Genomic DNA, 24,437 nt, shown 5'->3' on the forward strand with positions numbered 1-24,437 from the left:
TATGCGCGCAATTATTACTCTCTGCTTTGCACATATTAAGAAAAGGAAAATCCAAAATGTACTATTAGCAATCCTAATTATGCTATCTACCCTTTTATTAGCCACATCTGTAACAATTATTATGAATACAAGCAATATCTTTGAAAAAACACATCATGATTCAAATGGGGCACATCAAATTTTAACGATGGGTAAGGATATTCATAATCCAAACACTGTCAACAATTGGTGGCAAGAACAACAAGGGGTTTCTGCCTCGAATCTCATTCCTTATAGAAATTTATCTGGCTTCACAGCGAATGGTGCAGAAACGCCAAATGATCTCTACTTATTCATGATGAATACACCAAAAATGCCCTTTGCTATTGATCGATTACTATTTTCAGAGAGTAAAAATCAGGACTATCCTACTGAGGGAACGATTTGGATTCCAACATCGATGGCTTCTACTTCGAATATTTCACTTGGAGATGCTATTGAATTTAACACCGGCGAAAAAGCCTTTTCATTAAGCGTTTCTGGTATAGTTGTAGATTTGCCATATGGTGGACCCTTTTCAAATAATGCTCGTATTTGGATGAACGACACTGACTATCATAAACAATTTGATACGATGATAGGGTCTGAACAATATATGATGGCTCTCCGCTTTGATGATTATCAGCAAAGTGCAAACTATTGGATAGAATTCGAAAAATTTTTAAACGGCCCCTACCTTGAATCAAAAATGGAATACGTGGATCTCTATTCGTTTTATTTAATTATTAATAAAATTATCGGCTTTATCATGATCGCTTTTGGTGTAGCAATGTTATTCATTTCATTGTTTATTATTGGCTTTAGTATTTCAGATGCCATTTTAACTAACTATAAAACGATTGGTGTCATTAAATCTCTCGGACTTACTTCTCGAAAAATTAGTGTGACCTATGTTTTACAATTTGCTTTATTATCCGTGGTCTCGATTATTCCTGGCCTTATTGCCAGTACAATCCTTTCCAGAGTAATTATAGAAAGCTCTTTATCTTATTTAAAGTCCGAAAAACATTTAACGATTATTCAAGATATTAGAATCACCATGTTACTTGCTGTCATAATCCTTGTCATTGTTATTCTTACAGCGTTCATTTACTCAAACAAAACACGCCACGTTGAACCAGTACAGGCAATTAAATACGGTATGTCAGAATTTGCAAACAAGAAATTGAATCGGCGTTTAAATAACTCTAATCGCCTTTCTAATTTTGTTAATTTGCCGATTCAACTTCAAATTGGCATTAAAAACATCACTAAAAATATGAAAAGTTCCATTCTTATTATTGTTCTTACAGCCATTACTTCTGCTATTTTAGTGTTTAGTGCAGTCATGCTTAATAGCTTTATTTCCATCAAGCAAAACACACCAGCATTTGGCTACGATTCATCACATGTTGTCGTATCGGTTTCTAATGATGCAACATTTTCAAAACAACAGTTCGAACAATTTTTACGCTCAGATGAACGCATTAAAAATCACGCTTGGCTAGATCAATTTACAGGGGTTCTCCCTAATGAACCAAATCAACCGTTAAATATAAAAGTCGATACTCTTGAAGGTAGTTTTGATGCTGCTGGATACGAGACAATTTCGGGCCGTAATCCTGTAAATAAAAATGAAATATCCATAGGCCTTAATGTCGCGAAGGCTTTACATAAAAATCTAGGTGACATTGTGGAAGTCTATATCGAAGGCAAGCAGCATCATTTGATTGTTTCTGGTATCTATCAATCGATAGCAAATATGTCTAATTCTGCGAGAATTACCGCCGATGTTATCAAATTTTATAATGCTACCTATTCTGCTTCAAAACAAAGTATGATCAATTTGGTAGATGAGACATTATCAGATCAAATCGTTGATGATTTAAACAATAACTTTAAAAGCTCTGTCAAAGCTGACACACAACAAACATTATTAGATGATGTCTTTAAAGTGGTGGTCGCTGTTTTAATAATCCCATTATCTGTTATCGGAATTTTATTTATCACTGTAACATTCATCATTATTTTTAGTGTTTCTAGAATACATGTAAGAAAAGAAAGCGGAACTTACGGAATTTTTAAATCTATTGGTATGACCTCAAATACTATTAGATGGTCGATTACATCAGGAGTTCTGTTTCTTTCAGGGCTAGGGACTTTATTCGGAATTTTTATCGGTATAAAATTAATACCCTTAGCCTTACAAAGTATTCTTCTAGAATATGGCTTACTGGAGTTACCCCTTGCGATAAATTGGCCAATAACTATTGGATTATCTCTCTTAAGTGTTGTGGCAGCCTGTCTTGGTTGCTGGGTATCAACAAAAATCATCGCCAAAACCTCACCGAGAATTTTGCTTGTTGAATAAATATGCCCCCATCCTACCTTAGGTAGTGGGGGCATTCATTTTTATATATTCATAACTACCGGGTTCATGTTATAATATTCCAAAAAATAAAAGAAATTTACTTCTCTTGGTAATCATTTTGTCACTGTCATTTTACCAAGAGATCCTTTCTTTCTTAATGGGTATACCGACATCTGCCTAGCACAAATGTTTACAGTACACCGTTTAGACGAGAAAATAACTATCATATGTAAATATTTTTTGGGAGATGATTGTATGAAACGAGCACATATTCATGAATTAAATATTACTCGTGCATTAGCCATTTTAGCTGTACTTATTATCCATGCTACTAGCACACCTGTTACGGTTTTACCAAGTGACTCAAAACTATATCCGCTATATATATTTTTTAACATTTCCTCTAAATTTGCTGTCCCTGTATTTATTTTCTTAAGTGGATTTGTTTTATTTTACAATTATATACAAAAAGACTTAACAAAAGAGCTGGTCGTTAGTTTTTATAAAAAAAGAGTGACGCAAATTCTCATTCCTTATCTCTTTTTTTCTATTTTCTATTATGCTGCCATTCAAATTTTTTTGACGGGTGATTTATCATTAACATGGAATGCACTATTTAGTGTGGAATTTTTTGAAAAACTTTTAATTGGAAAAGCGTATACGCATTTATACTATATTTTTATTATTGTACAGTTCTATCTGATGTTCCCTTTATTCCTATATGTTTTAAAGAAAAAACCTGCCCTATCCTCTCATCTAATTTGGATTGGATTTGCCCTTCAATGGGGCTTTATTTTGTTAAATGCAGAGTTTTGGCAATATCCATATAGAGGGAGTATCTCATTTTCTTATTTTGCCTATTTCTTAGCAGGTGGATTTTTAGGCATCTATTTTGAAAAATACAAAAGATGGATCCATCTAAAAAAAGGGGATTTCCATATTGCTATCCTCTTTATCTGGATTATATGGCTATCTTCTACTATTTATAATGTATATTTATATTATTTTGTATTCTCATCTAAAACCTATTTAACTAACAGTACTATATTTGAAGTTGTTTTTCAGCTACAGTCTATAACAGCAAGCATTGTCTTATTACAACTTTCCTTCTGGATTTATAACAAATGGAATAAAGCGTTTGTAAATTGCTTGATTAGCTTAGGCACACTATCATTTGGCATCTATTTATTACATCCATATTTCCTTTTCCTTTATAGACAAATTCCTATAAGTGGAAACAGTATTTTATTTCATGTATGGAGTGTTGGTGGTTTTCTTGTTGCTCTATTCGTCACTTGGGCTATTGTATTTTTAATAGGAAGATATTTCAAATATCATTGGATTGCATTTGGACCTATTCCGAAAGAGTTTCCATACAAAAAGTAAGTATAACAAGACCTCGTACACGCGGTAGTAGCGTTTACGAGGTCTTGTTAACTATTTGCTTGGTCCTGCAAATCGCCCATTCAATTTAGTGCAATAATTTAAAAGAAAAGCTCTTACCTATCAAGTATGCTAAAACAACTCCAAAAAATCGTCTTCAGAACAAACAACAATACTATTTCTTCTTAGTAATGCAGTAGTTACGCCTACACCACCTAATTTTGTACCATTGAAATCACCATTGTAAATCATTGCACTGCCACATGATGGACTATACTCTTTTAATACAACCTTAGTTGCACCTATTTCAAGTGCTTTATGTAATGTTGCATATGCGCCCTTTAAATAAAGCTCCGTAACATCCCGACCAGATATTTCAACAACCCTCGCTCTTCCATCTAGAACGTCTTCACCATCTCCATCAACAATTTCAGCGGGCTCACGAGGTGTCGAAAAACCTCCCATAAGTTCAGGGCATACGGTTAACGCCTTATTTTCTAACACAAGCTTTTGAATTCTTTCATCTAAACTATCTGTTCCGTTATATCGTACCTTTAATCCCGCTAAACAAGCACTTATTAAAATCATACGCACACCTCATTTAAGTAATATCGTATAAGGAAAACTTTAGCTCATTAAATGAGTCTGTCAACATCTATTAAAATGCTAAAAAAACTTACTTACCCTACTTTATTCTCTTTTTAAAGAGTAATATTGATATTTTGAAACTGTTGTTTATTATTAGTAGGACAACCATTTTACTGGGGTTGCCTATTTCATTATCTAAATCTCTTTTATGAATTCATTCTATCATTTAAAAAGGAGGAAAAAGACTTGGTTGAGTTTACAATTTGTTTTCTTAAAAAGGGTGACCAAATATTATTGCTAAATAGGGATTTCCCACATTGGATGGGAGCTTGGAATGGGGTTGGCGGAAAGATTGAGAAAAATGAAACGCCACTTGCTGGTGCATTACGAGAAATTAAAGAAGAAACGGGCATCGTACTGGACGATATTACATTCAAAGGAAAAATATCATGGACGGATGGAACAACCGACTTTGGCTGTATGTATGCTTTTATTGCTGAATTGCCAGAATCTTATCCATATGTGACACCGATTAAAGTCGCGGAAGGCATTTTAGATTGGAAACGTCTATCGTGGATTTTTCATCCCGAAAATGTAGGAATAGCCGATTTAAAACATTACTTACCAAAAATGCTAGATGAAACAATTAACTATGAATATATATTTACATATAAAGATAGTGAATTGATTGACATTACGAGTACCCCATTCGTACAAACTGTTACTATCTAAGTAAAACAAGACCTCGTACACGCGATATTGTCGTATACGAGGTTTGGTTAATTATTTTCTTGGTAGTGCAAATCGCATTCTGCACATCGACCAATTCAAGGTTGTTTTTTGAATTTCATCATAGATGTTCCACAGGCTATCGACTATCCGTAATTCAACATTACATTTAAACATTTCATCAAATAAATTTTCTAGTTCAAATTTAGCTATAGGATATTGTGTTGTTTCACTCGTATAATAACCAGCATTTTTATCTTGTAGCGTAAATCCATTACTATCAAACTCATATAAGTAAAGTTTCGTATTTTTCATCGTCTCAAACCACTTGCTTTCAATTACGACAACATGCGAACATGATGCAGATGCTATATAGGCTCGTTTATCCTGTTCGGTTGTATCGGCACCAATATGATAGCAAACTCGCGGACAATTTCTAGGGGTTAAAAAATTAGGCAAACATGTATCGTTAATTGCCCATACTAGTCCTTTCTCTGGATCTAAATCTAGTCGATCAGGTAATCGGGGATGGAATACGGTAATATCGTTTTCCTCACTCACATGAAATATACGCACATGCTTCCCTCCTTTATTTTCTTAATTTAAATACAATAAAATCTGCACAATGCAAATCTTCCTCGAATTGTGGATACTTTATTAGCATCTCTTTTGAAGGCATCGGTTCGATAACGTCCTCTATAGAAAAGCCTGCTTGAATAATTGCTTTCATATAGCTCGTTAATGTTCGGTGATAAAATACAATTTTGTCATCGGAATCTAGTGGAAGCTTTTGATCATATACCCCTTCATAAAAATAACGCTGAACCTTCCAATACTGTTGGTCAAGCCGTTCATTTCTTATCCATCCACTATTCGGCGTAACAAAGCACGGGTGGAGAATAGAAAAGATGAAAGTACTATTAGGTTTTAAAAGACGATACATTTCACTTAAAGCTGCCTTATAATCTGCTAGATCTTGAAGGACCATATTGGAAACAATACAATCAAACTGTTCGTCTACTAAAAAATCTAGTTTTTCGCAATTTCCATGTTCATATTGTATCGGAACTTCCTCATATGTTCTTTCTCTAGCAATTTCTAGCATCTTTTCTGAATAATCAACTGCTGTGACAATAGCCCCTTTTTGAGCAAGTATTCTACTTAAATAGCCTTCTCCGCACCCTGCATCTAATAGCCTTTTTCCTTTCACCTCTTCTAATAATGAAAAAATGGCTGGATTTAATAATACTTCACGGTGTATGCCACCATGTTCATCGTAGTTTGCTGTAAACCTTTCTGCATGTTGATCCCAGCGTTTAATCGCCTCTTCTGTCGGTACTTTTCTTGCCATATAATTCCCTCATCTCTATATAGAATCGTAACGTTACGTCCCTTGTGCGCATTACTATTTTTTCATATATATCCAAAAAGTTATAGACTTTTATTTTATTTTTTTATATCATTTAGATTGAGGCACGGCATCTTTAAGCAAAAACATAAGCCAGAAATTCCCAATGGGATTTCTGGCTTTTCTTATTTAAGGATTAGATTGAGTTTTGATAGGTAATGCATTGTCTAAAGTGACCTGTCGTTTAACTGTGATCCATCTTCCACTTAACATGATAATTAATGCAAAAAATACAATGACTCCTGCAAAGACAAGCGCTGCTTTATAACTACTATAAACCGCCACAAGCTGGCTCGCGATGATTGGTCCGATAATTTGACCAAAAGCATAAAACGTTGTTAACAATGATACGACTGGACCGCTTTGTGTTGGGAATAGCTGACGTGCATAAGAGGTCGTTAACGTCACAATGCCTACAAATGTTAAGCCAAATAAAAATGAAGATAATAATACGCTCCATACTGTTTGTGAAAACACTGGCAACAAGATGCCTACTACTTGCAATACATAGGCAACAAACAAAATTTTGATGGCAGAAAATTTTTCTAATAATACAGTCCAAACAGGTGCTGACGGGATAGCCGCTACCCCAACAATGACCCAGCTATACGAAGAGTATGCTTGTAGTGAAGGAATATTATGAATGATATCGACTAAAAAAGTGCCTGTAATAATATAGCCTAATCCCTCAAAACCATATGCGACAATTAACCATGGCATAAAGCCCTTTGTCATTTTTGTATCAGAGGATTTAGCAGTTTTCACACTATCTTGTACATGCAAGCCTCTCCAAAGTATATATGTCACCACTAATAAAACAGCAGATAAAATCCCTAAGCCAATCCATGTACCTTGCCAAGCAAAACGCGCTTCAATAGCAGGGACTAATAAGCCTGAAATAGCAATTCCTAATCCAATTCCGCCAAATAAATAGCCTGACCATTTTGTGAGTGAATGCTTTGCTAAATAATCCATAATAATACTACATGTTAATACAAAAATCAGTCCCCCTGTAATGCCCGCAATTAGACGAAGCACAAGCCAAACACTATATACTTCAATGATTCCCATAAGAACAACAGAAAGGACATTTAAGACAACACTTAACAATAAAAAGTTCTTCTTTTGGCGATTAATAAACCCTGCCCACAATGCACCAATGAAATAGCCAATATAATTACTCGATGCTAAAAATCCTGCAACTTCAAACGAAAACCCGACATCATGACGCATAAATGGCAAAATTGGCGTGAATGCAAAGCGGCTAATCCCCATAGCCACTACAAGTAATAGCACCCCACCAAGTAAAATCCCGATGTGCTGTCGATTCATCTTGTCCCCACCCCCTAATACCTTCTTATAATTAAAAGGATACATAGTGAAAATTAATAAATCTAATATATAATTTATATAAAAGGATAAAAAATTTTTATATAAGGTGGGATACATAATGAATTTACATGCTCTTAGATTATTCACAAAAGTTGCCGAACTCAGTAGTGTTTCGAAGGCCGCGCAAGCACTAATGATTAGTCAACCTGCCGTTACCATTCAAATGAGAAATTTAGAAAAAGAACTTGGCCTAACCCTTTTAGAATCTAAAGGTCGAGGAATTACCTTAACACCAAACGGAGAATATTTATTTAAACAGGCACGACGGTTATTTGATTTAGAAATGGATATTGAAAATAAGTTGGAGCAATTAAAAAACACAGGTAATGAAGAATTACAGATTGCATCTACCCATGTTCCATCTCATTTTTTACTACCAAAATGGCTCGCAAAATATAAACAAGCCTATCCGAATACTCATATCCACATAAAAACGGCTAATTCCCAGCAGGTTATTGAAGAATTACTTCACTATAAGGTTGATATGGCTTTTATCGTAAAAGAGGATGGTCATCATCCAGATATTAATTATCAATTTCTCATGAATCTCGATTATTGGTTTATCGTCCCCTACGGTCATCCGCTGGCAGATCAGAAAGTGACATTAGTGGAATTAATGCAGCAGCCATTTGTTTCACGAGAAGATGGTAGCTCTACGAAAGAATATTTAAACGCTTTATGTAAAGTTCATAAAATCCCACCACCACGAGTAGGGCTACAACTGGACGGCATCAACGAATCCATTCACGCGATTGCAGCTGGATATGGTACGATGTTAGCTCCGTCCATAGCGGCTTCGGGCTTTATTCAACGACAGCAAGTAGCTCGAGTTTTTATAAAAGACATCGATATTCAGCGACCTATTTATCTTTGCACAAGAAAAAATGAACAAAATTCCTCTTCGACCTTTAATACTTTTATTAACATCATCAATGATTCAATTTCATAACAGATATTTTTCACAAGTTTGAACTACATAAAGTCCTAGTCCTAGATTGCTTAAATATTCGAATGCACAACTTTCAATTAAGATTGTGCATTTTCTTATTCGAAATATTTTCTGAAATTTCTGTCCGTTTTTCTATTTTTTTGTTATACTAGAGCAAAAAAGTAGGGATTAAAATGATATACGACGTAATTATAGTTGGTGCAGGCTCGATGGGGATGGCTGCAGGCTATCATTTAGCGAAAGCAGGAAAAAATGTCTTGATGATTGATGCCTTTAATCCTCCTCACGCAGAAGGTAGTCATCATGGGGAAACGAGAATTATTCGCTTTGCGTATGGTGAAGGCGCTAGCTATGTCCCTTTTGTCAAAAGAGCAGGTGAATTATGGAAAGAACTTGAAACGTTAACGGATGAAGCTTTATTTTTACAAACAGGGGTAATGAATGTCGGTGAAGAGACCCATCCTTTTATTCAAAATGTGAAAACAAGTGCTAGGCTCTATGATTTAGCATTAGAGCAGTATTCTGCGGCTGAAGCAATGATAAAATGGCCTGGATTATCCTTACCTGAAAACTTTGTTGCTTGCTTTGAGCCTACTGCCGGTGTCCTTCGTGTAGAAGCCTGCATTAGTGCTTATAAAAAATTAGCTATTGAGGCAGGAGCAACCTTACATACAAATGAAAAAGTGCAGAACATCAAAGCTGGAGAAATTGTCCGTGTCCAAACATTAAATAATATTTACGAAGCTAAACATTTAATTGTAACTGCTGGTGCTTGGGCAACTGAGTTACTACAAACAATGGACATCACCATCCCTGTAACACCGACGCGAAAAACATTTGCATGGTTTGAGGCTGATGAGCAGCTTTATCGTGAAGATATTTTCCCAGCCTATTGTTTTGAATTTACTGATTCCATGTACTATGGTTTTCCTAATATCGAAGGAGCAGGCCTAAAGCTTGGCAGACATGATGGTGGTGAGGCTGTCAATCCAAATGACCCGCTACGCCCATTCGACGAACAGGATGTAATAGATTTACAAAATTTTATCAATCGCTTTATGCCTCAGCACGGTGTCTTGAAATTCGGCAAAACATGTAAATATTCGATGACACCAGATGAGGATTTCATTATTGATTTTTTACCTGAGAATCGAAATATTATTATTGCAGCGGGCTTCTCAGGACATGGTTTTAAATTCAGTAGTGCAATGGGTGAAGTACTAGCAGATTTAACGCTAAACGGAAAAAGCATACAGGATTTATCACCCTTTAGGCTTAGTCGATTTAAGACAGACTAACACTTCCCTTCTATGAAATCCCCCACTCAATGCTCTTACTACAGTGTGCGTATTACTGGGATAAGACTGCCATAAAGGCAGTCTTATCCTGTTTAGGAAAACTTATTGTTTCATTATCTTTTTCTAAATAGATAAATGCATCCAACAAAACACCGTATAATAACCCAAGCACAATGCAAACGATATAGCTAATGAGCGTAAAATCATTAGCAACCATATACTCTCGTACTGTGCCGTGATAGAGCAGCCACGTGAAAAACGTCATCAATAGTCCCTTATTATCTTGACCTTTGTGATTCAACCCCTTATTCGAAAACCTTGTCTTTTTCTCTTAGAAGGTTCAGGATTTGCTGTTGCTTTTGTTTTTGTTTTTGTTGTCGCTTTCGCACAGATAATTTGCCACGGGACGTGGCGTTCTTAGACTAGTTCCTCTAATTTCAATGAGTGTTTAGACGCCCGCTGAAATAAGTTAAATCTATTTATGAATAGTATCCCTTTCTAGCATAAAATTAGGTATAATGCATTATAATTAACAGTTTCAAAATAATAGCCTATTTTCATCAAAGGAGGTAAGAAGTTGGTAAATATTTTAGTAGTAGATAACCATAAGGCTGTTGGTGAAGGAATAAAATTATTGTTAGAACAAGAAGGAATTTTCCATGTCACGGTTGTAAGAACTGATGAGGAATCTTTGAATGCTCTCTCGCAACAAACATTTGATATATTTTTATTTGATATAAACATGCCCTTTTTAAAGGATCTAGGATTGTTAAAAAAAGTAAAAAAATTAAATTATGATGTAATTAAAATTATCTACACAGGATACGACATTGAACCTTTCTTCGATATATTAGTAGAATCCGGGGTCTCTAGTTTTGTTAGCAAAACAGCATCTACAGAAAATCTTATTGCGGCAATATACTCCGCTCTAGATGGGAATGCCATGATGCCAGTACAATTATTACAACGATTAAAAGTAATTGATCGCCAAAAGAACAAAATGGAACTAATGAATCAGTTATTCCAATATGACCTCCAAAAAAATGAACTAGCCTTACTTAAATTAGTGGCCGCTGGAGAAACAAATAAAAAAATAGCAGAAAATTTATTTGTCAGTTTACGCACAGTCGAATATCGTTTAACAAAGATTTTCAAAAAACTACAAGTACATTCAAGAATAGAAGCAGTTAAAAAAATTAGGGACATTGGTTTGTTATAAAAAACCGCATATAAAGGGAATTTTTCTAATTAAAAACCATAAAAAAATGGGGAACCGAGAAAAAGATTATGGTTTTTTTGTGGTCATACAGTTACGATACCATGATAGAAGACATCAAAAATTTTATACCCTTATTTTGTAGAGAGTAGTGTATACTACTCTCTATTTTAATTAACACTTGATTGCAAGAACGTTATGTTTGTCACCAGTAAGCCAAAGAACGTTTTTTCATCGCTTCACGGTATTGCTCTGTTGAGATCGGCAATGCTTTATTTGTTTGGTAATCCATAATAACACCATATTTTCGAACAACATCCATTTGATTAATTTCACCTTTGTTATACATCTGCTCAACTTCAATTGGATCTGTTTCCAGCCATCGATGGCGGTTATTGCGGATATAATCGCGTTCTTTTACTGTTGCTGCCATATCAATTTCAAAGGCATCCATATCACGGTCAATTTCATGGATGACTACGCCATAATCAAGCTTTGCACGCTCAATCGAAACATATTCATCAATTACATCCTCTAAAACAGCGTTTACATCTCGTGCTAATGGGTCACCCAAACCACCGCCTCCAGCTGATGGACGTGTAAAGGAATCTCCTTTCTTCAACTCAACATTGGAGAAGATTGTGCCTAAAAATCTTTCTTCCTTTTTGTTTGGATTTAAAATAGCCCCTTGTGCAATAGAAGGTAATCCGCCCATAATGCCCCATGTAATGGAACGAGACCGATCACAGCAATAGGACATCACTGTTTGGTTTACATTCGTTAAAACGCCTCCCTTTTCTACACCACAGCCGCCACGGTATTTACCTGGACCAGCAGAATCTATAATGATTTCATGCTTGGTTGTAACAACTGGTGACAAACGTTCTTGCCCCTCGCATGGTTGAACACTCAAGCCTACACCGAACACTGGTGAGGTAGTATTCGCACCATCACGGTTAATACGTCCACCGTGGCCACCAGCCATCCAGTCATACCACATAAAGTATTCACTACCGTCTCTTCGTTGATCATACCCACCTACTAATAAATATTCTAAATTAAATGAACATGCGATAGCGCGTTCAGGCATAATATTTGACCATAATTCAAAGCAAGCATTCATAATTTTTTCAAACGCTCCTGAACAATAGCCAGAGACAGCTACTGGACTAGGTGCGTTGACGACAGAGTTTTCAGGGAGGAATATTTTCACAACACGATAAAATCCTGAGTTCAGCGGAATCTCTGGGAAAAATGTTTTGGTTCCTGCATAAGTACCAGAAAGCGCTGAGCCAAATCCTGCATTTAAAAAACAGCTAATATAAGGATGTGAATCACTTAAATCATAAGCTATTTCATCCTCCGTAATGGTCATTTTCACACGAATTGGGATGAGACCATCCCCTACTTGTGGGTCCATATCGATATAGTCCACCGTTTCCCACTGACCTTTTGGTAAAGCTTTAATCTTCGCTCTCATTAATCGTTCTACATAATTTTGAACTTCTTCAAAAGCTACTAGTACTGTCTGAATGCCGTACTTTTCAATCATTTCCTTGAGTTGTTTTTCCCCAACTTTCGCCGCTTCCACTTGAGACCGCAAATCTCCAATACGTTCTTCCGGAATACGCATATTCATAACAATAATCTTCACTACATCGGTTAAATATTGACCTTTACTATAAATGCGGACAGGGGGGATCCGTAGACCTTCCCCGTAATGTTCTTTAGCTGTAATATCAAAAGAACCTGGATTAGAACCGCCGACATCTGCCCAATGTCCATTTGTTTGCATGAGTGCAATTAGTTTATCATCATGAAACACTGGTAAAATCACACGTACATCACTGAAATGTGTTCCTCCACGATAAGGATCATTTACTAAAAATACATCACCTGGATGGATATCATCCGCGAAATCCTCTAAGACAGCTTTTGCCGTTAAATGTAATGTCCCTACGTGAACGGAAATATCTTGCGTTCCTTGCATAACGGTATTCCCCTGTGCATCGCATAATGCACAGCTAAAGTCTCGATTATAAATAACAAACGAGTAGCATGTACGCAGCATTTGTTCAGCCATTTGATCTACTAAATTGACAAAGCCGTTTTTTAACACTTCAAATGTTACTGGGTCTAGATTTTGGACCTTATGATTTGTCTCCAATTTCGTTGTACTCATCGCCCATTCCTCCTTATCGCTATTAGTTCACTGTTATAATGATATTTTTATAGACATCTACTTCCGCAGTAAATCCTGGTGGAATAACGGTCGTCGTATCTAGCTGATCGATAATAGCTGGACCAGCAAACTGTGTGTCAACAGGTATTTTATCGCGGTTATAAACGTTTGTTTCTATATATTTCCCCTCAAAATAAACAGGCCGTGTTTCTTTTAAAGCATCCTCCAGCGAGCCTTCAGCAACATATTGTGGGAAATTAGGCTTTGGTACTGTTCCTATAGCCGTTACTCGTAGGCCAAATATTTCTACAGTTTGATCCTTATCAGAAAATGCAAATTCGCGTTTATGTTCTTTATGGAAAGCTTCTAAAATAGTATCTAAGGAAGTGATTTGATCGGATACAAGAACAGCTAGAGATCTCCATTGTCCCTTATAACGCAAATCTATATAATTCGTTAATGTTGATGTGTTTTCTGCTATTCCTTCCTCTTCTAATAAAGCTCTTGCCTCTTCTCGCAATTCATTAAATTGATTTGTCAGCTCCTCTTCACTTACTTCATCAAATTTTTTCACATACGTTTTAGAAATATCATGGCGTACATCTACTAGTAAACATCCCATTGCTGCAGCTACACCTGGATGCGTAGGAATAATGACTTTTGGAATGTTTAAATCTTTTGCCAAATAAGCACCGTGTAATGGGCCTGCACCACCAAAAGCTACAAGTGCAAAATCACGCGGATCATAGCCTCTCCGTACTGAAATCAAGCGAACTGCATCACTCATATTGGCGTTTGCAACTTCTATAATGGCACTTGCCGCTTCTTCAACTGATTGATCGAATGCATTTGCGATTGTTGTCACAGCCGCTCTTGCCGCCTCTTTATTTAATTGCATCGTTCCATCTAACAAATCTACACCTAGGCGTCCTAACACTAAATTTGCATCTGAGTTTGTGGGCTCCGTGCCTCCTTGGCCATAGCAAGCTGGCCCTGGTACTGCCCCTGCACTTTGTGGTCCATTTCGTAAAGAACCGCCTTCATCTTGCCAAGCAAGGCTACCTCCACCGGCTCCTATTGTTAATATTTCAATGCTTGGGAAACCGATTGGATAGCCATATTCTATAGACCAATCCTTTGTGATCCGTATATCCCCCTTATACATCAGTGAAATATCAGTACTTGTACCACCCATATCTAAGCCAATGGCATTGTCAAATCCACACAGCTTTGCGATATGCTTACTTGCAATTGCGCCTGCAGCTATCCCGGAACTTGCCAATCGAGCAGCATAGCGAGGAACTGTACTTGAAGTCATGACACCGCCACCAGAGTGTAATACTAATATTTCATCGTCATAGCCCTTTTTCTCCATTTCAGTGCTTAATTTACTAATGTAATTACTCATAATTGGCCCAAGAACGGCATTAATAATTGTTGTACTCATACGCTCATGCTCAAAAATTTCCGGAAGCACCTCACTTGAAATACAAACATAAATATCCGGTAATTCTTCTTTTAAAATCTCTTTGACTTTCGCCTCATTTTCCCCGTTCACATAGGCATTGATGAAACATACTGCAATGGATTCAGTTCCCCGACGTTTTAACTTTTTTGCTAATAAACGAATTTCCTCTTCATCAATAGCCTGAAGAATATTTCCTTCATAATCTATTCGTTCTGTCACTTCAAATCGATCCCGTCGTTGAATATAAGGCTTCGCAGTATCTTTGTATGTGTCCCAAATATCTTCTTTCGTTCCCCGGCGAATTTCGATGACATCTCTAAAGCCCTTTGTCGTAATAAGAGCTGTTTTTGGCAGCTTACGTTCAATTAACGCATTCGTTCCAACTGTTGTGCCATGAGAAAAAATTTTAATATCCTTACCATTTAATGCTGCTTTTTCTACTCCATTTAATATTCCTTGCTCCGGATTTGAAGGTGTAGAGGACGTTTTTATAACGAATACTTCCCCCGTCTCTTCATTAAAAACAAATACATCCGTAAACGTTCCACCGACATCTATTGCTAAACGACTTTGTGCCATAGTTCTACCTTCTTTCGTTTAATAAATTTAAAACACCAATATTATCTTTTTGTATAAAGTTAATGCCTCAAGCGAATGCCCCAGATTTTTTTAAAAGATTGCACTACAATTTGAGAAAAATCTGGGTCATTACACCGAGGCATATGTGACGTATATTTTTTTGTCTTCTATTTTAAATTTCTTTCACGATAAACTTTTCACTCACTTTTTGTGCCAATCGTAATGGTTTTAAATGTTGTAAAGAACTCTTTCGCCGCCTGTCCCTGCTCACGGGCACCAGTACTTGAGTTTTTCACCCCTCCAAATGGTGCTTGAGGCTCTGCTCCACCCGTTTCATCGTTAACCTGTACAAGTCCAACTTCACTACGATTAATAAAATCAAATGCTTTTGGAATGTTATTTGTATAAATAGAAGCACTCAATCCAAAATTAGTATCATTCGATAATCGAATCGCTTCTTCATAATCTTTTACTTTGATGACAGCTAAAACTGGTCCAAAAATCTCATCATGAGCAATCGACATCTCGTGGGTTACATTCGTAAAGATGGTTGGATCAATATAGTATCCTTCTAACATACCTTTTGTAGGACCTCCGCCAAATTCAAGCTCCGCACCCTCATCTTTTGCTTTTTCGATGGCGGATAAAATAGAATCATACTGCCCTTTGGATGACACAGGCCCCATCGTGACACCAACTTCAATTTTTTTAGCTTCTTCGATTAATTGCTCTAATACCTTGTCATAAACTGTTTCCTCGATGTAAACTCGACTAGTTGCTGTACAACGCTGTCCCGTTTGCTTCATCGCACCTTCAATTGTTAATTTTGCAGCTTGATTTATATTAGCATCAGCTAAAATGATCGCTGCATTTTTGCCTCCAAGTTCGAGCTGAATTTTTTTATTCGTAGATCCAGCTGTATCTAAAATACTTTGACCCACACCATTCGAACCTGTAAATGTAATCGCCTTTACTTCAGGTGCCTCCAATAATACTTGCCCTACCTTTGAACCTCGACCTTGTACGACATTTAATACATTTTCTGGCAGGCCTGCTTGTTGGAATAATTGGCCAATCATTTTACCGGTTAAAGCGCTTTCAATAGATGGTTTCCAAACAACTGTATTGCCATATACTAATGCAGGTGCAATTTTCCATAGTGGAATAGCGACAGGGAAATTCCAAGGCGTTATGGCAGCAACGACACCAAGTGGTACTCGCATTGTGTACAATAATTTTGCTTCATTGGCAGAAGGTAATACTTCTCCTTTTGCACGCATTCCTTCTTGTGCAAAATAACGTAAAATGGAAGCACCACGTTTCACTTCACCAAGCATTTCATTTTTCGTTTTACCCACTTCACTCGAAGCTATTTCAGCTACTTTATCAATATTTTTCTCAAGCAAGTCTGCTGTCACACGTAAAATTTCTCCACGTGCAACAGAAGACGTATTTTTCCAACCTTCAAATGCATCCTGAGCTGCAACGATAACTTCTTTCGTTTCATCTATTGTCAAAAGCTCAACTTGGCCAATACATTGGGATGGTTTCGCCGGATTAAATTGCTCTCGTATTTCTCTAACGATCGTTGTCATGAAAATCCTCCTTCAAATAAAAATCATTTACACCTATATCAATTATGCCTCGGCATAATTGCGTCCGGAATCGGCTTTGTGCTACACAAAGCCGTTTCCGTGACATCCGCCGGAGGCTTTTTAACTTCTTTCAGCGTTTATAGCTGACGCTACCAAAACATTTGCTGAAAGAAGTTAAATCGCTTTTTCAACAATTGTTTTACGTATATGCTCAAATGTCTCGTCTAAAATACGTAACATTTCATCTAGCTCTACTTTTGATAGAATGAGAGGTGGAGAAAAAACAACTGTATCTTGATCATACGTAACCGTTCGTAGAATCAATCCTCGTTTCATCGTTTCCTGAACAAAAATCGGACTAAGAGCAGTCTCAAACAATTCACCCGTCTCACGGCTCTTCACTAATTCAATGGCTCCAAGTAATCCAAGCGTACGCACACGACCGATAAAGCTATACTTTTCTTGCAATGCTCGGAATCCTTCTAACATGGCATCCCCCATGTTTGCAGCATTTTCAACGAGATTTTCTTGCTCAAGAATTTCTATATTTTTCAATCCAACTTGGCAAGCGAGTGCATGACCGCTGTAAGTATATCCGTGCATTAATGTCCCTTTAGAAAGCTCACATAAATCTTGATGAATTGTTTCGGATATCGCCACACCACCAAGTTGAACATAGCCACTTGATACTCCTTTAGCGAAAGACATCATATCAGGCACTACCCCGTAATGTTCCATACCGAAGAATTTTCCTGTACGACCAAACCCCGTAATAACTTCATCCGCAATGAATAAAATACCGTACTCATCACAAATTTTTCGCACTTCTTTAAAATAATCTTTTTGTGGAATATTAACTCCACCTGCTCCTTGTACGGGCTCAGAAATAAATGCAGCGACAGTCTCAGGGCCTAATGTTTCAATCGTTTCACGTAAATTACGTACAGATTCGCTGTATACATAGTGGAAATCAGGGGCGTGTGAATTGGTAAAGTCACGGAATGCTTGTAAGCCTGTCGCACTTGTAGCCCCCATAGCTACACCATGGTATGAATGTGTACGAGAAATAATTTTTTGACGCTCTGGCTGCCCTTTAAGTAACCAGTAATGACGTGCTAATTTAATCGCTGTATCGTTCGACTCTGAGCCACCTGAAGTGAAAAATACAGTATTTAAGTCTCCCGGAGTTAAAGATGCGATTTTCGTCGCTAAACGGATAGCTGGTTCATTGCTAAATGATGCGAAGCAGGAACTAAATGCTAATGTAGAGATTTGCTCTTTCGCTACTTCGGCAATTTCTTTACGGCCATGCCCGATATTTACATTCCATAAAGACGACATGCCATCAATGTATATATTTCCTTCTATATCTTTTAAATAAATGCCATTGCCCTCTGTAAAAATGGCAGCTGGACCTTGTGTTTGCTGTTGTTCGATCGACGTTGTTGGATGTAGAAAATGTTTTTGATCTAACGTTTTTAACTCTTCTTTTAGTTGAACTGTCATTAATGCCAACCTCTTTTCGTTTAAAATTTCATACACTTTTTTAATAGCAATTCTCATGCCAACTGATGAAAAAAATCTCTTTTAACGAAAAAAGATGCTTTTAGCCTTCGTTCCTCTATCGCTGATCCCCAAGGAGTCGCCCAGCCTCCACTCCAATCAACTTATTATTATTGGCATACCTTTTAACAAAACAGATCTTTCTTTTTGTGATGAGTGAAAAAATCAAAACGCTTCACAACACCTGCAACAAAATGAAAAAGAGACGTTTTCTTTTTTGAAAATGTCTCTTTTCTTCAAAATCTATTAACATATTAACGATGTATTTCATCATTTTCCTTGTATTAATTAGTGAGTATTGCAATATTACTAATTATTGTGCTTGAATGAGATTTCGATGCGAAAATACATCACTAATCCTTATATGAAATTTGTTTCGTTAATTGGAACTTTTGTATTTTACGTACTAATGTTGATTGATCACAGCCAAGTGATTTAGCAGCCTGCCGGATACTCGGAAATTTTGATAGAGCTTCCTTAATAATCTTCTTTTCAAACGCCACTACTTGTTCCTTTAATGTACCACTAAACTTCGGGGTTACAACTTGTTCCTGGATGTTTTGTATTTCTACAGGATTTTCTATATCACGTATAATTGGGTTACTATCTAACTCTTGTTGCACAATATATGCTGTTATTTCTGGTTGAGTTGCTAGCAAGCAAATACGCTCAACCATATTTTTAAGTTGACGTACATTTCCTGACCAATCATAACACTCTAATATTTTCATAGCAGACGACTCAATTGTTCGATGGATCCCATATTTTTCTTCAACAACAGCTAAAAAATGGTAGACTAGCGGGATAATATCTTGACGACGATATCTTAAAGGAGGAATTTCAATCGGGATAATATTTAAACGATAATATAAATCCTCACGAAAATGACCTTGCCTCACCATTTCAGCTAAATTTCGATTTGTCGCAGCGATTATGCGTACATCAATTGGAATAGGTTTCCCACTCCCTAAACGCTGAACCTCAGATTCTTGGAGAACACGTAATAATTTCGCCTGTAGTAGTAAAGGCATCTCACCAATTTCATCTAAAAACACTGTACCACCAGACGCAATCTCAAATAACCCTGCCTTACCACCTCTTACTGCACCCGTAAATGCTCCTGCTTCATAGCCAAAAAGTTCAGATTCTAATAAATTATCAGGGATTGCACTACAGTTGATCGTTAATATTTGCTTATTATTACGCCGACTATTTGCATGAATTAGCTTTGTAATCTCTTCCTTACCAACGCCCGATTCGCCACCAATTAATACAGTTGAGTCTACCTCTGCAACTCTCATAACCCGCTTTACAACCTGCATCATTTCTGAAGACACAGCGATTAAACTACTTTTTGTTGTTTCTTTATTATGTAGGGCCTGTAGCTTATTTTTAAAATTCTCATTTTGAACTTCTAATTTTTTTACTTCTTTCTCTAACAGTTTTAATTGTGTCATATCACGGGTAATTGCTACTACGTATTGTAATTCACCGTACTCATCAAATATTGGCTTACCAGAAACTAAAAAGCATTTTCCATTAATAAACGTCTGCAAAATCGTAACTTTTTCTTTTGATTCAATTACTTTCATCGAAATGGAATCACTCATTAATCCTTCAGCGATTACGTCTTTTGCATATCTACCCATTAAATCAATGCCAACAATTTCAATATCAATATCATTTTGAAATAAAATTTTGCCATCGCTACCACATACTGTAACCCCATCAGATATGGAGTTTAATACTTTTATGGACAACGGGTTCATAAAATCTATATAGCTATACTGCGTGAATGGTTTGACATAAAATAAGCTACCTTGCGAAGTCTCTAATACATGAACAAAATAGCCTTCTACCTCAAAGCTTTCCGTTCCTTTACTATATTTTTTTATTATTTTTTCAAGAAGCTCTATTTGGATATCACTTTTAATCATGACCTCATCATTTTTTACAATAAAAAAATGCTCATCTTTATGTAGTTGAGTTATCGACATCTAGATCACTCCCTCTCGAACTTTAAATCTTTATCAAGTACTAGGTGTACTGGTTAACCATTCTTATCCATTCATACAAAAAAATTCGCTCTTTCTACGGGGCATCTATACTTCGCGAAAGAACTTAAAGCATCCTTTAAATTCTTTCGCGGCTTGATATCTCGCAGGAATATCGCGAATTTTTTGTATTTTATAGAATTCTACTCTGAGGCTAGCTTTTCCTCTATTTGCTCCGCAGGTCTTGTCGACAGCTTTCGCATGATCATGAACAACACAACTGAGCCAATTAGTACTAATGTACTTAAATAAAATTGTGAACGTAAAGATTCGATGAGCGCCTGGCAGAAATAAACGACTATTAAAATACCAATTGTGACATACGATAGATATGGAAATAGCCACATTTTAATCGATAATGCCTCCTCTGAAACTTTGTCATAATGACGTCGGAAACGGATTTGTGAAATAGCAATGAAAATATAAACTGCAATCATTAACCCTCCAACGCAATTCCCCAAAAAGTAGAAAATAACTTCAGGTGAAATGAAGTATAACATCGCACAAATATACGCAACCACCGTACTACCAATAACGGCTGGGACAGGCACACCACGACTATTTTTAATTTGTGAGAATATTTTTGGTGCATCGCCTTGACGTGACATTTCTAGTAACATACGTGAACTTGTATAAAGAGCGGAATTTAAAACAGAAATTAATGAAATGAAAATGACTATTTGAATAAGTTGAGCGGCAATTGGAAGCCCTGCCATTGTTAAAATATTTGCATAAGGTGCTGCCAACATTTTTGTATCATTCCAAGGTATAAGTAAAACCATAATAGCTACTGAGCCTACAAAAAATAAACCTAATCGAAAGACAACATTGCGAATAGCGCGGACAATATTTTTCGCTGGATTTTCAGACTCTGCTGCAGCGATGGCTGCAACCTCAGCACCACAGATCGAGAATATAACAAAGACAATTGCCGTAAAAATCGGGACAATACCATTTGGTGCAAATCCACCAAATTCCGTTAAAATACCTAATCCCTTCGGTTCAGAATTTGGCCAAATCCCTAAAATCATAGTTATACCAACTATTAAAAATACAACGATAGCTGTAACTTTAACGAAGGAAAGCCAATATTCAAATTCACCAAATGATTTTACTGAATAAATATTAACGATTGTCATTAATAACGTTATACCTATACTTCCAAGCCATATTGGAATCATCGGAAACCAATTGTGCAGCATTCCCCCTATAAGTGCTGCTTCTAACCCCACAATAAATACCCAGCTTGCCCAATAAAGCCAACCTACTGTAAATCCTGCCCATGGTCCAATATACTTCCCTGCATATGAGGCAAATGAACCTAACTCTGCTGAACCTCCCGATTTCTTTCCTAATACTATTTCTCCAGCTGCCATTTCACCAACCATTTGCATGATCAGAACTATGAGTAAGCACGCAATCGCATATGAAACCACCGCTGCTGGACCGGTACTTAAAATATTTTTCCCTGTCCCAACGAAAAGCCCTGTGCCAATAACACCACCAATGGAGATCATTGTAATATGCCGTGTTTTCAGTGATTTTTGCAAAGCCCCCATTAAACCACCCCTTTGTGTTTTATGTAGACATTTACTAGCCCCTTTCCTTTACTAAAATGTCTACCGTTTAATGAGCAATTCTGATGCCAAACCTATATAATTATCAAAAATTTCAAAATATTTTTATTTACATCGATTATTGTTGCCGAAAATTGTCTTATCACAAAAATTCAGGGATGAGGATGTTTGGACACCCGCTAGAATGAAGTTAAAACATATGCCTTGTATATGTTGATTGGAGTGGAGGCTGGGCGACTCCTCGGGGATCAGCAATAGAGGAACGAAGGCTAAAACCATCACATCCTGTGATAACGCATTCGTGACCAACATCCTGTTGCCCCAAGCGGCTCATCGGACGCCCCCCGGAAGCTCTGCTCTGTGCGAAAGCGTAGTGCTAACGTAGCGACAGCAAATGTTTTATCTGTGCGAAAGCGTAGCGACAGCAACAACAAAGCGCCCAGCCGGAACGGAAATCAACCTCACGCTATGCTGATGAGCTTTAAATTTACTTAGTTAGGAAAATCTACAAATCTTTTAATATGCAATTTTCAAGTTTTGATGCAAAAATACATCAATGACTATTCTTTTACATCATCTATCCTATCCATACATTCGATTAAAGGAACTCATAATATTCATCTCTTCCCTGTACTTCGCTACTGTTCGTCTGGATATTTGGATACCTTCAGCACCCAAAGTATTTGTAATCTGTTGATCAGTTAAAGGCTTTTGTTTATCCTCACCTTCGATCAACTGTTTGAGCCGCTTTTTAATATACATAATCGAATCCATTTTTCCAGAAATATTCATTACTCCTTTTGTAAATAACGATTGTAAAGCATACACACCATGAGGGGTTTTTATATATTTCCCACGCACTGCTCTGCTAATTGTTGATACATGTAGGCTTAAAATATCCGCTACATCTTTTAACCGCATTGGCTTCAATGACTCCATACCCTTACGGAAAAAATCTGCTTGCAATTCCACTAGCAATCTAGCTAACTCATACAGTGTTTTATCACGTTGTTCAATTCCTTGTAATAATAAAAGAGCATCTCTCATTGTATCTTTGAAATATGTTTTACAATTCGGATCATTTTTTAGCATTTCAACATACTGTTTATCGATAGTAACGACTGGTAAATATCCACGATTTAATTTAATCAGCCATTCCTCTCCTAATCTTTCTACTTCGATTTCTGGCATGACATATGGAATCGCTTCGAATTGATCTCCCATCATCACTGGATTTAAATTTTTTATATAGTGAATCGTTTTCTGCACTTCATGTAGAGACGTTTTATACTTTTTACTTAACTGTTTAATAGCTTGCGCTGCTACTAGCTCTAAATCCGTTTCGATAAATCGAGAGGCCAATTTTGGAGCAAGCGCATCACTGTCTACTTGAATGAGTAAAAACTCCTGATAATTACGTGCCCCTACTCCTACTGGCTCGAAAGTTTGAAGTAAGTCCAATAATGCCTCTACATGCATAACATCCGTTTTACATATAGTAGCGACAACTTCTAAATCAACATCTAAAAATAGACGTTCATCTAAGGATTGGATTAAAAACGTTAAAATTTTCAAATCTATAGAAGATAGATTTTTATGCATAGGTACTTGTTCCAGTAAGAACTGCTCATAGCTTTCTTTTACAGCAAACTTCATCTCAATGGGATTAAATGAATGATGTTGAGGCGCATAATGTTGCGCGGAATAACTTTTATCCGAATAGCTTGCTAATTGCATAATTTCCTCATAATGCATTTTCACCTTAGCATCAGTGACTACTAACAGTGGGTTTTCGTTAGCCTTATCATAAATATACTGTTCTAGCTCATTCGTTGTATATTGCAGTATTTCCAAATGCTGTACTAATTGTGGTGATAAAACTTGCATTATTTTTTGGGAAGTTTCGATAGCCAATTGCATACCCCACACCTCCAAAACAGAATTTTCTACATAGTAACATGTTTATTCTGTAACTTTCCATTTTTTAATCAAATTTTTATTTTTACACATAGCTCATTAGCAAAAGCTAAAAGTCGTATGGTGATACGTCATAAAACTTCTTTACTC

Annotated in this window: 18 protein-coding genes; 6 read left to right on the forward strand and 12 right to left on the reverse strand. The window is 36.6% G+C overall.

Annotated elements, in window-relative coordinates; translation table 11 throughout:
* The first annotated feature begins 1 nt into the window (after position 1).
* Both ABNX05_RS09760 and ABNX05_RS09765 read left to right on the forward strand, forming a co-directional pair.
* Entirely contained in the window at positions 2-2,389 is a 2,388-nt protein-coding gene (locus ABNX05_RS09760; protein ID WP_349659548.1) for an ABC transporter permease, read from the forward strand.
* Positions 2,390-2,644: 255 nt separating this feature from the next.
* A complete protein-coding gene (locus ABNX05_RS09765; RefSeq protein WP_349659549.1) occupies positions 2,645-3,775 on the forward strand; it encodes an acyltransferase in 1,131 nt (376 codons plus the stop codon).
* A gap of 129 nt (positions 3,776-3,904) precedes the next feature.
* Here the strand turns inward: ABNX05_RS09765 and ABNX05_RS09770 are convergent, their stop codons facing one another.
* A complete protein-coding gene (locus ABNX05_RS09770) occupies positions 3,905-4,360 on the reverse strand; it encodes a 2-thiouracil desulfurase family protein (protein WP_349659550.1) in 456 nt (151 codons plus the stop codon).
* A gap of 246 nt (positions 4,361-4,606) precedes the next feature.
* On the opposite strand from ABNX05_RS09770, the gene ABNX05_RS09775 reads away from it, so the two are divergent.
* Positions 4,607-5,092 (forward strand): NUDIX hydrolase, encoded by a 486-nt coding sequence (locus tag ABNX05_RS09775; RefSeq protein WP_349659551.1) that lies wholly within the window; start codon positions 4,607-4,609, stop codon positions 5,090-5,092.
* 51 nt (positions 5,093-5,143) lie between these two features.
* On the opposite strand, the gene ABNX05_RS09780 is transcribed toward ABNX05_RS09775, so the two are convergent.
* From ABNX05_RS09780 to ABNX05_RS09790, 3 genes are all read right to left on the reverse strand, one after another.
* A complete protein-coding gene (locus ABNX05_RS09780) occupies positions 5,144-5,665 on the reverse strand; it encodes a DUF6886 family protein (protein ID WP_349659552.1) in 522 nt (173 codons plus the stop codon).
* Positions 5,666-5,678: 13 nt separating this feature from the next.
* Complete coding sequence (locus ABNX05_RS09785) at positions 5,679-6,440, reverse strand: class I SAM-dependent methyltransferase (protein WP_349659553.1); 762 nt, start codon at positions 6,438-6,440, stop codon at positions 5,679-5,681.
* A 186-nt stretch (positions 6,441-6,626) separates the two neighbouring features.
* Positions 6,627-7,829 carry a YbfB/YjiJ family MFS transporter gene (locus tag ABNX05_RS09790; protein WP_349659554.1) on the reverse strand — a complete coding sequence of 401 codons (1,203 nt, stop codon included), beginning with the start codon at positions 7,827-7,829 and terminating at the stop codon, positions 6,627-6,629.
* A gap of 118 nt (positions 7,830-7,947) precedes the next feature.
* On the opposite strand from ABNX05_RS09790, the gene ABNX05_RS09795 reads away from it, so the two are divergent.
* Both ABNX05_RS09795 and solA read left to right on the forward strand, forming a co-directional pair.
* Entirely contained in the window at positions 7,948-8,838 is an 891-nt protein-coding gene (locus tag ABNX05_RS09795; protein WP_349659555.1) for a LysR family transcriptional regulator, read from the forward strand.
* 173 nt (positions 8,839-9,011) lie between these two features.
* Positions 9,012-10,136, forward strand: a complete 1,125-nt coding sequence (gene solA, locus ABNX05_RS09800) for an N-methyl-L-tryptophan oxidase (RefSeq protein WP_349659556.1) — start codon at positions 9,012-9,014, stop codon at positions 10,134-10,136.
* A 52-nt stretch (positions 10,137-10,188) separates the two neighbouring features.
* On the opposite strand, the gene ABNX05_RS09805 is transcribed toward solA, so the two are convergent.
* Entirely contained in the window at positions 10,189-10,401 is a 213-nt protein-coding gene (locus ABNX05_RS09805; protein ID WP_349659557.1) for a hypothetical protein, read from the reverse strand.
* 312 nt (positions 10,402-10,713) lie between these two features.
* Between ABNX05_RS09805 and ABNX05_RS09810 the strand changes: the two genes are divergently transcribed.
* Positions 10,714-11,355 carry a response regulator gene (locus ABNX05_RS09810; RefSeq protein WP_349659558.1) on the forward strand — a complete coding sequence of 214 codons (642 nt, stop codon included), beginning with the start codon at positions 10,714-10,716 and terminating at the stop codon, positions 11,353-11,355.
* Positions 11,356-11,557: 202 nt separating this feature from the next.
* Here ABNX05_RS09810 and ABNX05_RS09815 read toward each other — a convergent pair whose 3' ends face one another.
* The 7 genes from ABNX05_RS09815 to rpoN form a co-directional block, all read right to left on the reverse strand.
* On the reverse strand, positions 11,558-13,534 hold the full coding sequence (locus ABNX05_RS09815; RefSeq protein WP_349659559.1) for a hydantoinase B/oxoprolinase family protein: 1,977 nt from the start codon (positions 13,532-13,534) through the stop codon (positions 11,558-11,560).
* 22 nt (positions 13,535-13,556) lie between these two features.
* A complete protein-coding gene (locus tag ABNX05_RS09820; protein ID WP_349659560.1) occupies positions 13,557-15,581 on the reverse strand; it encodes a hydantoinase/oxoprolinase family protein in 2,025 nt (674 codons plus the stop codon).
* 197 nt (positions 15,582-15,778) lie between these two features.
* Positions 15,779-17,176, reverse strand: a complete 1,398-nt coding sequence (locus ABNX05_RS09825) for an aldehyde dehydrogenase family protein (protein ID WP_349659561.1) — start codon at positions 17,174-17,176, stop codon at positions 15,779-15,781.
* 174 nt (positions 17,177-17,350) lie between these two features.
* Entirely contained in the window at positions 17,351-18,682 is a 1,332-nt protein-coding gene (locus ABNX05_RS09830) for an aminotransferase family protein (RefSeq protein ID WP_349659562.1), read from the reverse strand.
* A gap of 410 nt (positions 18,683-19,092) precedes the next feature.
* Complete coding sequence (locus tag ABNX05_RS09835) at positions 19,093-20,736, reverse strand: sigma-54 interaction domain-containing protein (RefSeq protein WP_349659563.1); 1,644 nt, start codon at positions 20,734-20,736, stop codon at positions 19,093-19,095.
* Between the two features lie 200 nt (positions 20,737-20,936).
* On the reverse strand, positions 20,937-22,352 hold the full coding sequence (locus ABNX05_RS09840) for an amino acid permease (RefSeq protein WP_349659564.1): 1,416 nt from the start codon (positions 22,350-22,352) through the stop codon (positions 20,937-20,939).
* A gap of 600 nt (positions 22,353-22,952) precedes the next feature.
* A complete protein-coding gene (gene rpoN, locus ABNX05_RS09845; RefSeq protein WP_349659565.1) occupies positions 22,953-24,290 on the reverse strand; it encodes an RNA polymerase factor sigma-54 in 1,338 nt (445 codons plus the stop codon).
* Positions 24,291-24,437: the final 147 nt, after the last annotated feature.

It is taken from the genome of Lysinibacillus zambalensis (assembly GCF_040183165.1).
Classification (GTDB): domain Bacteria; phylum Bacillota; class Bacilli; order Bacillales_A; family Planococcaceae; genus Lysinibacillus; species Lysinibacillus zambalensis.